Here is an 11,905-nt window from a genome sequence, read left to right on the forward strand (position 1 = left end):
GGAGTCGAACGGTACTGTGGAGAACGGATCCGAAAATACGATCCGGCGATGCCACGGAGAACAGGCGCCCTTCCGTACTTTTGCAAGGCACAACGAGAGACGTCAATGGAACTTCAGAACTACCTGTTCATCATCGTATTCGTCGGCGCGTTGGTGCTGTTCGGACGCAGCACACGACGCCTCATCTCATGGCTCAGGATAGCCAGGCCCGACGTTCGCTGGGACCGCATCCCCGAACGGATCAGACAGACGCTCATCGTCGGCTTCGGTCAGAGCAAGATCCTGCGCGACAAGGTAGCGGGGCCGATCCACGCCGGTATCTTCTGGGGCTTTCTCGTCCTGCTGGCATCGGCCATCGAAATGGTGCTCGAAGGACTCATTCCCGGCGGCACGCTGAACTTCCTCGGACCGGTCTATTCGGTCATCACGATCCTGACGGACATCTTCTGTCTGCTCATCATCGTCGGTACGATGATGTCGCTGTGGCGCCGCTACGTCAAGAAGGTAAAGCGCCTGCAGGTCGAAGGAGAGAAGGTCGAAGCCGGTCTCATCCTCCTCACGATCTTCTGCATCGTGACCGCACTGCTGGTGCAGAACGCACTGCGCGTGCATGTCGAAGGCGCGGACTTCTCGTGGGCCGTACGCCCCGTCGCACGTCCGCTCGGTAACCTGCTCGCCGCCATGTTCGGTCCGGGGGCACTGTCCTTCCTCTTCCACGCAGGCTGGTGGATCCATGCCGTCTTCATTCTCGCCTTCCTGAACTACCTGCCGTACTCCAAGCACCTTCACGTACTGACGTCGATCCCGAATGTCTTCTTCTCCCACATCGGTCCGAACAACGCGATGGAGAAGATCGACTTCGAAGCCGAAGGAGTGGAGAAGTTCGGTATCGTGGACGTCGAGGACTTCTCGTGGAAGACCCTGTTCGACGGTTATACGTGTACGCACTGCGGTCGCTGTACGAGCGTATGTCCGGCCAATCAGACGGGTAAGGTACTGGATCCACGCGGCGTTATCGTGGCCATCAACGAGCGTACGATCGACAAGGCACCGCTCATCCTGAAGAAGGAACGGGGCGAGGAGCTGACGCAAGCCGAACAGCAGATATGGGACAGGAAGCTCATCGGCGACTACGTTTCGCCGGACGCCCTCTGGGCCTGCACGACGTGCGGCGCCTGCATGCAGGAATGCCCCGTCAACATCGAACACGTACCCGCCATCGTCGGCATGCGCCGTTCGATGGTGATGATGGAATCGTCGTTCAACGACGAAAGCGCACTGCTACCGGACATCTACAGCAACATGGAAACGAATGCCGTGCCGTGGGGCGGCTTCGCGCAAGCCGATCGCGCGAACTGGGCCGAAGGCATGGGAATCAAGACGGCTGCCGAAGACCCTGCCATGGACGTCCTGTTCTGGGTGGGCTGCGCGGGATCATATGACGAACGTGCGAAGAAGATATCCCGATCCTTCGCCGAACTGATGCAGGCCGCCGGTGTGGAATTCCGCATCCTCGGAACCGAAGAACATTGCAACGGCGACGTCGCACGGCGTACAGGTAACGAGTACCTCGCCGACATGCTGACGAAGACGAACATCGAGACGATGCAGCGTTACGACGTAAAGAAGATCGTCGCGACATGTCCCCACTGCTTCAACACGATCAAGAACGAGTATCCGCAGTTCGGCGGCAACTTCGAAGTGGTGCACCATACGCAGTTCATCAAGGAGCTGATCGACACGGGCAAGCTGAAGATCGATCGTGCCTCGGCATCGAAGGAAACGATCACGTATCACGACTCCTGCTATCTCGGACGCTACAACGAGGAGTACGAGGCGCCGCGCGCCACGCTCACGAACGTTCCCGGACTGGAGATCCTCGAAGTGTCGAGGTCGAAGGACCGCGGTCTGTGCTGCGGAGCCGGTGGCGGTCGTATGTTCATGGAAGAGCATGTGGGCGACCGCGTCAACGTCGTGCGTACCGACGAACTGCTGGCCACTGGTGCATCGACGATCGCCGTGAACTGTCCGTTCTGTACGACGATGATCACGGACGGCGTGAAGGCCGCCGATCGTGTCGACGACGTCCAGGTTCGCGACGTTTCCGAAATCCTTCTGGATCACATCGTCCGCTGACGTTCGATACTACCACGAAGAGAACATCATGGATCCCCCGATACCTCGCGTGTCGGGGGATCGTTCGTTTCGGGAGGGGGGATCCCCGCTCAGTGGATACGGAGGGAACGCGACAGCACGCGCGACAGTTCACCCGTGAGCATGCGGCGCTCGAAGCCTTCCACGTATTGTTCGTCGGGATGAGGAAGCGCGTTCTTCTTCCACTTGTCGTACATCTCGATGATGCACGTCGCGATGGCGTCCACATCGTCCGGAGCGGTGATCCAGGCCGCTCCATAGCGTTCGGCATCGCGTCGCAGTGCTCCATCGGGCAGCGAGGCGAGGATCGGCAGCCGTGTGCCGAAGTATTCGTAGAGTTTTCCGCTCGAGACCGTATCGGCGTTCTTGCCGTAGCCTACCATCATCCACAGTGCATCGCTGTCCTGGAGCAGGGTGACGGTATCGGCATGGGACATGTAGCCGTGGTCATGGACGATATCCTGAAGGCCCAGTTTCTTCACCGTCTTCCGGTGTTCGTCGCGCAGCAGGCCGGCGAAGTGAAGATCGAGCGAAATGTCCGGTCGGTCCTTCAGCACCTTCTTCACGGCGCGGAAGAAATAGGACGGCGTGATGAACTCGTAGAAGATCCCTGCATAGGTCAGGCGCATCGCTGCATGTTTCGTATGATTCCGATGCTGCTGCATGTCCTCCGCATCGTAGCCGTGAGGGATGATGACGACGTCGTCGAAGGCCAGTTGCGGATAGGTGGCGATCAGCCGTTCCTTGATGCGTCTGTTCGTGACCACGATCTTCGAGGCATGGGTGAGGACGTCGTACTCGTACTGCTTGTGCAGGTGCGCATGCCAGGGTGTGGGATAGAAACTGAACTGGTTGCCGTACCAGAGATCGCGGTAGTCCAGGATGAGGGGGATGCCGGTCTCCGTGCTCAGCACGGCACCGGCCATCATGGGAGAGAAGGGCGGGCCCGAGACCAGGATGGCGTCGAAGTCCACGTCCTTCACGAGGTCGCGCGCCAACATCAGTGCCTGACGGGACCAGCTCTTCTTGTTGTCGGGTACGAAGATTGTGCTGCTTGCGCGGTTGAGCATCTTGCGCAGCACTTCGCGGGGCATCCTGACGGTGCCCTTGTTCTTGAGGAGGCTGTTCGGATCCTTGCCGCTCGTGCGGTGAATCGTCACGTCGCGTCCTTCCAGTTCATCGAGGAGCGACTGGTCGTGCGCATAGTACGCCGTCGGCCCGGTGGCGATCACATGAGGATGCCAGCCGTAGTCGGGCAGGTACTTGACGAACTTCGTGATACGCTGAACGCCGCTGAGTCCCATCGGTGGGAAGTAGTAGGCGAGGACGAGGACGTTGAGTTGTTCCATGCCCCCTTACACGATCACCAGTTCACGAGGAGCGGAGGTAAGGATGTCCGGGCCATCCTTCGTGATCACGACGTCGTCTTCGATACGCATGCCGAACTTGCCGGGAAGGTAGATGCCGGGTTCGATCGTCACGACGCAACCTTCGGGCAGGACTTCCTTGGTATTGGCATAGGAGACGCGAGGATTCTCGTGCACTTCATAGCCGAGGCCATGACCGAGGGAATGGCGGAAGTAGTCCCCATAGCCTGCCGCCGTGATGAGGTCGCGTGCGGCAGCGTCGAGCTGTGCCGCCGTCACTCCCGTCACCGCAGCGTCGAGTGCCGACAGATGGGCATCGTAGAGTACGGCGAAGACGTCCATCACCTTCTTCGACGGCGTGCCGATGGCGAAGGTACGGGTCATGTCGCTGTAGAAGCCGTGAACGCAGCAGCCGAAGTCGACCGTCACGACGTCGCCCTTCTTGATGACGCTGTCGCTGGCGCGGCCATGCGGCATGGCGCTGCGGGCACCGCTCACGACGATGATGTCGAAGGCATCCTTCTCGGAGCCGAGCTCGCGTGTGGTGTTCGCGAGCATGGTGGCGACCTGGCGTTCCGTCATGCCGGCCTTGACGGAGCCGAGCATCCGTTCGTAGGCCATCGAGACGATATTGGCGGCGTGGGCGAGTTCGTTGATCTCGAACGGAGCCTTCACACGTGTGATGGTCTCGGGAAGGCCGACGGCTTCCATCATCTTCGCGGGAGCCATGGCCTTCTTCATCGCCTTGAAGCCGCTCACCGTATGCCGTGTGGGATCGTAGCCTACGGTCTTCCACTTCGAGGCGAGGCCGGAGGCCGCGCCCCAGAAATCGCGGTCGATGACGACCTTCAGCCCGTCGAGGGGATAGACTTCCTTCTTGACCTGGATATCGTACAGGTCGTTCGTAAAGAAGTGGATAGCCTTGTTCGATACTATTGCCATTGCCATCGAACCGCTGAAGCCGAAGAAGTACCGGAGAGAAGGCGTATGGGACATGACGAGAGCGTCGAGTCCGTGAGCCTTCATGCTTCTGCGCAGCGAGGCGATACGCTCTGCCGCATAGTTGACGTGTGCCTTGCTAGCCATGGTATCAGCGCGTATAGTAGTTGGGAGATTCCTTGGTGATGATGATGTCGTGCGGATGCGACTCGCGGAGTCCCGCTGCCGTCATGCGTACGAACCGTGCATGCTGTTGCATTTCGCCGAGGGTAGTGCAGCCGCAATAGCCCATCGCCGCGCGCAGTCCACCGACGAGTTGATAGATAGTATCGCTTACCGTACCCTTGAACGGAACCCGGCCTTCGATACCTTCGGGAACCAGTTTCGAGATTTCGTCCTCGACGTCCTGGAAGTACCTGTCCGCCGATCCCTGTCCCATGGCACCGAGCGAGCCCATGCCACGATAGATCTTGTAGGCACGACCTTCGAGCAGCACCTTCTCGCCCGGAGATTCTTCATGTCCGGCGAGCATACCGCCGAGCATCACGGTATCGGCACCGGCAGCGATGGCCTTGGCCACGTCGCCGGTCTGCTTGATGCCACCATCCGCGATGACGGGAATACCGAGCGGTCCGGCCACTGCCGCCACGTTCATGATGGCCGTGATCTGCGGAACGCCCACACCGGCCACTACACGCGTGGTACAGATGGAGCCGGGGCCGATGCCCACCTTCACACCGTCCGCACCTGCACCGATGAGGGCCTTCGCAGCTTCACCGGTAGCGATGTTGCCGCCGATGACGTTAAGCGAGGGAAATCGCTCCTTCACACTGCGTACCATGGAGATGACGCCGGCCGTATGACCGTGTGCCGTATCGACGATGACGACGTCGACACCTGCGTCGACGAGGGCCTGCACGCGTTCGAGGGTATCGGCAGCGATGCCGACGGCCGCACCGACGCGGAGACGGCCCTGATCGTCCTTGGCCGCGTTGGGATACTTCTTCTTCTTCTGGATGTCCTTCACCGTCATGAGGCCGACGAGCAGCCCGTCTTCGTCCACGATGGGCAGCTTCTCGATACGGTGCTGCTGAAGGATGCGCTCGGCATCGTCGAGCGTGGTTCCGAGTTTCGCCGTGACGAGTTTCTCGGCCGTCATGATGTTGGCGACGGGTTCGCCACCGTTGCGTGCGAAGCGCATGTCGCGGTTCGTGACGATGCCGACGAGCTTCGTGGAAGCGTCGACGACGGGGAAGCCAGAGACCTTGTACTTGGCCATCAGTTCCTGCGCTTCACGCACGGTGTTCTCGCGTCTGAGCGTGATGGGCTTTCGGATCATACCGCTTTCGGAGCGCTTGACCTTGTCGATCTCTTCGGCTTGTCGCTCGATCGTCATATTCTTGTGGACGATGCCGATTCCGCCTTCACGTGCGATGGCGATGGACATCGCCGAATCGGTGACCGTGTCCATGGCCGCACTGAGGACGGGGATGTTCAGCGTGATCGTCTTCGTCAGTCGTGCGTTGGTCTTCGCGTCGCGCGGAAGTGTTTCGGAATAGCGAGGCACAAGAAGAACATCATCGAATGTGATGCCTTCTCCCAGGATCTTGTTATCGGACATAACGGAGAGGTGGGTCGGTGACGGAATGGGCAAAAATACGAATGGTTGAGGTTTCCAGCTATGGTGATCATTGGTGGCGGTCAGGCCGGACTTGCGATGGCCTATCATCTGAAGCGCAGAGGACGGTCCTGCGTCGTCCTCGACGATCAGCCGGTACCGGGCGGTGCATGGATACACACGTGGCCTTCGCTACAGTTGTTCTCGCCACGTGAAGCGTCGTCGTTGCCGGGGTGGATGATGCCGCCGACGGCGGGAACGTATCCGACGCGCGACGAGACGATCGCCTATCTCACGGACTACGAGCGACGCTACGACATCGCCGTGGAACGTTCCGTATCGGTCGTCGACGTACGGCGCCGTGAGCGTGGCTTCGTGCTATCGACGTCGGCCGGTGATCTCACGACGGACGTCGTGATCAGTGCGACGGGAACGTGGACATGTCCGATGATTCCGGACATCGCCGGACGTTCGTCGTTCGGGGGACGGCAGATACACAGCGGACACTACCACGGTCCTGCCACCTACCATGGCCGACGCGTACTCGTCGTCGGTGGTGGTAATTCCGGTGCGCAGATCGTTGCCGATCTCGCCGCGGTGGCCGATGTGACGTGGTGCGTGCGGGAGATGCCGGTCTTCCTTCCCGACGATGTCGATGGCCGTGTTCTCTTTGCAGAGGCCAGTCGTCGCTATATGGCCATACGACAGGGGCTCGTGGTTCCGGTGACCGGTACGCTTGGGGATATCGTCATGGTGCCGTCCGTCAAGGCGTTGCGCGACCGGGGCCTGCTTCGTCCAGTACCGATGTTCGCATCGATGACGCACGACGGTGTACGATGGCCAGACGGCAGGGAAGAACGTGTCGACGACGTGATATGGGCCACGGGCTTCGGTAGTGCGCTCGGACATCTTGCGTCGCTGGACATCGTCGACGACAGGGGACGGATCGGAATGAAGGGCAATGAGGTCGTGGCCACACCGGGACTGTACTTGCTCGGCTACGGGAACTGGACGGGATATGCCAGTGCGACGCTTGTCGGGGTAGGGCGGGCTGCGAAGTCCATCGCGGAAGCGATCGGCGGTCCGTAGGCGTCCGTCGCGGGTATGCCTGACGACCTTGGCCTGCCCGTAAACGACGAGGACCGGCACATGGCCGGTCCTCGAAAAGCTGACGTTCGTTCGATGGATGACGAGATCAGGCGTGTTCGCGTTGCAGCTTGGCTGCACGGAGGCGTGCTTCGGCCCAGTGCACTTCCTTGCGTGCGAGGTCGCGCTGATGACGGTCGGGCAGCGTGTCGGCCTTCTCGCGGGAGTCGGCATAGTCCGCTTCGGCCGCGGCGACGTCGACGGCCGAGGCGGACATCAGTTCGTTCACCACGATGGAGATCGTATTGTTGAGCACTTCCACGAAGCCTTCGCGCGAAGCGTAATAGGAGACCTGGTTGGATGGATCCTCGATCTTGATCACGCCGGTATCCAGCGATGAGATGATCGGGGCGTGATTGTACAACACCTGGAAGGGACTCTTCGAGCCAGGCACGCTCACGGCCAGCGCAGGGCCCGTATAGGCCGTGGTCTGGGGCGTGACGATGCTGACGTTGAGGATATGGTCGCTCATCGCTGGCCTCAGTTCTTCGACTTGTTGTAGGCTTCCAGAACTTCGTCGAGCGTACCCTTGTAGCTGAAGAGGCCTTCGGGAACGTGGTCGACATCACCGTTCAGGATGGCCTTGAAGCCGGCGATGGTGTCGGCGACCTTCACGTAGCGCCCGGGGAAGCCCGTGAACTGCTCGGCGACGTGGAAGGGCTGGGAGAAGAATCGCTGGATCTTGCGTGCGCGGTAGACGGTTGTCTTGTCCTCGTCCGACAGTTCATCCATACCGAGGATGGAGATGATGTCCTGGAGGTCCTTGTACGACTGGAGGATCTTCTTCACGCGCATGGCCGTATCGTAGTGATCCTGGCCGATGACGAGGGGATCGAGGATCCGCGACGTGGAATCGAGGGGATCGACGGCAGGGTAGATACCGAGCTCGGCGATCTGGCGGCTCAACACCGTCGTGGCGTCAAGGTGGGAGAACGTGTTGGCGGGAGCAGGGTCGGTCAAGTCGTCAGCAGGAACGTAGACGGCCTGTACGGACGTGATGGAGCCGCGGTCCGTGGAAGCGATCCGCTCCTGGAGAGCACCCATTTCCGTTGCGAGGGTCGGCTGGTACCCTACGGCCGAGGGCATACGACCGAGCAGGGCCGATACTTCCGAACCGGCCTGCGTGAAGCGGAAGATGTTGTCGACGAACAGCAGAACGTCACGGCCTTCTTCATCGCGGAAGTATTCGGCCATCGTGAGGGCCGTGAGAGCCACGCGTGCGCGGGCGCCCGGCGGCTCGTTCATCTGGCCGAAGACGAGGGCCGTCTTGTCGATAACGCCTGACTCGGTCATTTCGAGATAAAGGTCGTTCCCTTCGCGCGTACGTTCACCCACACCGGCGAAGACCGAGTAACCGCCGTGCTGCTTGGCGATGTTGTGGATGAGCTCCTGGATGATGACCGTCTTGCCGACGCCGGCACCACCGAAGAGGCCGGTCTTGCCACCCTTCGTGAAGGGCTCGATGAGGTCGATCACCTTGATACCGGTCTCGAACATCTCCTTCTGTGTGGAGAGGTTCTTGAAGTCCGGGGAGGGGCGATGGATGGAATAGGTCTTGTCCGACGTGATGGGGCCCTTGCCGTCGATGGACTCACCGACGACGTTGATCAGGCGCCCGAGGACGGCCGGGCCAACGGGGACGGAGATCGGCTTGCCGGTGTCCACCGCTTCCATTCCACGCACGAGACCGTCCGTGGAATCGATGGCGATGGAACGCACGCGATCCTCACCAAGGTGTTGCTGCACTTCGCAGACGAGCGTTTCGTCGGCGCCGGTTTCTATGTTTTTGCGCTTGATGTACAAGGCATTCAGCACCGGGGGAATCTGACCGTTGGTGAACTCGACGTCCACTACGGGACCGATAACCTGAACAATGCGGCCTGCGTTTGTGCTCATACGTTTTGACAGGTTGGTAGGATTGAAAATGGGCGTGCGAAGATACGAAATCTCCATCCTTTCCATATGGAAGGGTTTCCACAGCACTCCCGACACGTGCCCAAAAGCCGTATCTTTGTAGTCTTGTCATACCAACGCTTTACAGCTTTACATAGGGAAACGCATGTCGTCCTTCATCGTTGCCGCTGCCCGTACGCCGATCGGTGCCTTCATGGGATCGCTCGCCGATCTGTCCGCTCCCCACCTTGGTGCCGTGGCCATCAGGAGTGCCGTGGAGCGCGCCGGTATCGCCCCCGATGCCGTCAGTGAAGTGATCATGGGAAATGTCCTGACCGGTGGAGTAGGGCAGGCGCCGGCCCGCCAGGCCGCCCTGTTCGGCGGACTGCCGAATACGGTTCCCTGCATGACCATCAACAAGGTCTGCGGATCGGGTCTGAAGAGCGTGATGCTGGCCGACCAGGCGATCCGTTGCGGCGATGCCGACGTGGTCGTGGCCGGTGGACAGGAATCGATGACGAATGCACCCTATGCCCTCCCCAAGGCCCGCGGGGGATACAAATACGGTCATGGCGAAATGCTGGACCTGCTGCTGCACGACGGCCTCTGGGACGTCTACAACAAGTATCCGATGGGCAATGCCGCCGAACTGTGCGCCACAGAATGCAACATCTCGCGTGAGGAGCAGGACGCCTTTTCCATCGAAAGCTACAAGCGTGCCCTGGCCGCCCAGGAGCAGGGCTGGTTCAAGGACGAGATCGTTCCCGTCGTGGTAGCCGGCCGCAAGGGCGACGTCACGGTGGACAGCGACGAGGAGCCGGGCCGCAGCAACTTCGACAAGATTCCGCTCCTGAAGCCCTCCTTCAAGAAGGACGGTACGATCACGGCCGCCAACGCTTCCTCCATCAACGACGGCGCCGCCGCCATCGTCGTGGCCGGCGAAGCCGCGCTCAAGTCCCACAACCTCACGCCGATGGCCCGCATCGTGGCCCAGGCGTCCTTCGCCCATGATCCGGCATGGTTCACGACGGCCCCCATCGATGCCATCAAGCGCGTCGCAGGCAAGGCCGGTCTGTCTATCGACGACATCGACCTCTTCGAGATCAACGAAGCCTTTGCCGTCGTGGCGCTGGCCGCACAGAACAAGCTGGGCATTCCGGCGGACAAGCTGAACGTCCACGGCGGCGCCGTGGCTCTCGGTCATCCCATCGGTGCTTCGGGTGCGCGCCTGCTCACGACGCTGGTCCATGCACTCAAGCGCTACAACAGGAAGTACGGTCTGGTCACGCTCTGCATCGGCGGTGGCGAAGCCAGCGCGATGATCGTCGAACGTGTCTGAGGATACTCCCGGCCGACGGCTATGAACTACAAGACATTTACAAGCTTCAAGGAACGGAACGAATGCAACGACGTACGGTAACTTTGATCGAAGGTGATGGAATTGGTCCTGAAATCTGCGCCTCAGTGGTTCGCGTCTTCGAAGCAGCCGGAGTACCTGTAGACTGGGAACGTGCCGAAGCCGGCCTGACCGCCATCGAGCGGACTGGAAGCGGCGTTCCCGACGAAACGCTCGCGTCCATCAAGCGCAACAGGCTCGCCCTGAAAGGCCCCACGACCACGCCGGTCGGTGGTGGACACAAGAGCGTGAACGTCACGATCCGCAAGGCCCTCGACCTCTATGCCAATATCCGTCTGGCACGGACGATGCCGGCGGTCCATACCCGCTTCGACAACGTCAACATCCTCGTCGTGCGCGAAAACATCGAGGACACGTATGCCGGTATCGAGAACTGGCAGACGCCGAACGTCGCCCAATGCCTCAAGCTGATCACGAGGCCCGGTTCGATGGCCGTCATCCGTTATGCGTTCGAAGAAGCCCGCAAGCTCGGTCGCAAGCGCGTGACGTGCGTGCACAAGGCCAACATCCACAAGATCACGGACGGTCTCTTCCTCGAAGTGTTCCGTCAGGTGGCAGCGGAATACACCGATATCGAAGCCAGCGACATCATCGTCGACAACTGCTGCATGCAGCTCGTCACCCGTCCCGATCAATTCGACGTCCTCGTGCTGCCGAATCTTTACGGCGACATCGTCTCCGACCTCTGCGCCGGTATCGTCGGCGGTCTTGGCGTAGCTCCGGGAGGGAACATCGGTCGCGACTGTGCGATCTTCGAAGCCGTGCACGGTTCGGCACCCGACATCGCAGGCAAGGGCCTGGCCAATCCTACGGCTCTGCTTCTGAGCGGTGTGCAGATGCTGCAGTTCATGGGATACGTCGGCTATGCCGACGCCATCCAGGACGCCCTCTCGGCGGCCCTGGCTTCCGGTACCCGCACGCGCGATCTCGGTGGTTCGGCGTCGACGGAAGAATTCACCAACGCCATCATCGACAACCTCCGCCCCGTCACGAGCACGGAACCCGTGTCCGTATCCGCTCCGGGCGTCGCAGGGACTGCCGCGCAGGATGCCATCGACGAAGAATGGACGCTGCAGGGCGTCGATGTCTTCGTCCGTTCCAATGGTCTGCCCGATGTGCCCGATACCGTCGGCCCGTTCACGCTGCAGATGAAGTCCAATCGCGGTACGAAGGTGTGGCCGGGTGCCACGCCGAACATTCTCCTGGTCGATCATTACTGCTGTCGCTATGTTGCGCCGGGAGCCATCACGCGTACGGATGCAGGCAATCTGATCGCCGATCTCACGTCCCGATCCGTCGATTGGGTACACGTGGAACTGCTCCATACCGCCAATGGCCAGGTTCGATATTCCAAAGCTCAGGGTGAATAAC

At 60.7% G+C, this 11,905-nt stretch carries 9 protein-coding genes; 4 read left to right on the forward strand and 5 right to left on the reverse strand.

Annotated elements, in window-relative coordinates:
- Window positions 1-105: 105 nt before the first annotated feature.
- Entirely contained in the window at window positions 106-2,136 is a 2,031-nt protein-coding gene (locus BGO89_00500) for a Fe-S oxidoreductase (GenBank protein ID OJX61114.1), read from the forward strand.
- Between the two features lie 89 nt (window positions 2,137-2,225).
- Here the strand turns inward: BGO89_00500 and BGO89_00505 are convergent, their stop codons facing one another.
- The 3 genes from BGO89_00505 to BGO89_00515 are packed head-to-tail and all read right to left on the reverse strand — an operon-like array spanning window position 2,226 to window position 6,081.
- On the reverse strand, window positions 2,226-3,503 hold the full coding sequence (locus BGO89_00505) for a hypothetical protein (GenBank protein ID OJX61115.1): 1,278 nt from the start codon (window positions 3,501-3,503) through the stop codon (window positions 2,226-2,228).
- Window positions 3,504-3,509: 6 nt separating this feature from the next.
- A complete protein-coding gene (locus BGO89_00510) occupies window positions 3,510-4,607 on the reverse strand; it encodes a hypothetical protein (GenBank protein ID OJX61116.1) in 1,098 nt (365 codons plus the stop codon).
- A gap of 4 nt (window positions 4,608-4,611) precedes the next feature.
- Window positions 4,612-6,081 (reverse strand): IMP dehydrogenase, encoded by a 1,470-nt coding sequence (locus BGO89_00515; protein OJX61117.1) that lies wholly within the window; start codon window positions 6,079-6,081, stop codon window positions 4,612-4,614.
- A 60-nt stretch (window positions 6,082-6,141) separates the two neighbouring features.
- On the opposite strand from BGO89_00515, the gene BGO89_00520 reads away from it, so the two are divergent.
- Complete coding sequence (locus tag BGO89_00520; protein ID OJX61118.1) at window positions 6,142-7,167, forward strand: pyridine nucleotide-disulfide oxidoreductase; 1,026 nt, start codon at window positions 6,142-6,144, stop codon at window positions 7,165-7,167.
- A gap of 106 nt (window positions 7,168-7,273) precedes the next feature.
- On the opposite strand, the gene BGO89_00525 is transcribed toward BGO89_00520, so the two are convergent.
- Together BGO89_00525 and BGO89_00530 are read right to left on the reverse strand one after the other, a co-directional pair.
- Entirely contained in the window at window positions 7,274-7,696 is a 423-nt protein-coding gene (locus BGO89_00525; GenBank protein OJX61119.1) for an ATP synthase F1 subunit epsilon, read from the reverse strand.
- A gap of 8 nt (window positions 7,697-7,704) precedes the next feature.
- Window positions 7,705-9,120 carry a F0F1 ATP synthase subunit beta gene (locus BGO89_00530; GenBank protein ID OJX61120.1) on the reverse strand — a complete coding sequence of 472 codons (1,416 nt, stop codon included), beginning with the start codon at window positions 9,118-9,120 and terminating at the stop codon, window positions 7,705-7,707.
- A gap of 163 nt (window positions 9,121-9,283) precedes the next feature.
- Here BGO89_00530 and BGO89_00535 point away from each other — a divergent pair, with 163 nt between their 5' ends.
- Window positions 9,284-10,456, forward strand: a complete 1,173-nt coding sequence (locus BGO89_00535) for an acetyl-CoA acetyltransferase (GenBank protein OJX61121.1) — start codon at window positions 9,284-9,286, stop codon at window positions 10,454-10,456.
- 62 nt (window positions 10,457-10,518) lie between these two features.
- Entirely contained in the window at window positions 10,519-11,904 is a 1,386-nt protein-coding gene (locus BGO89_00540; protein ID OJX61122.1) for a hypothetical protein, read from the forward strand.
- The last annotated feature ends 1 nt before the right edge of the window (window position 11,905 follow it).

The organism is Candidatus Kapaibacterium thiocyanatum (genome assembly GCA_001899175.1).
Classification (GTDB): Bacteria; Bacteroidota; Ignavibacteria; order Kapaibacteriales; family Kapaibacteriaceae; genus Kapaibacterium; species Kapaibacterium thiocyanatum.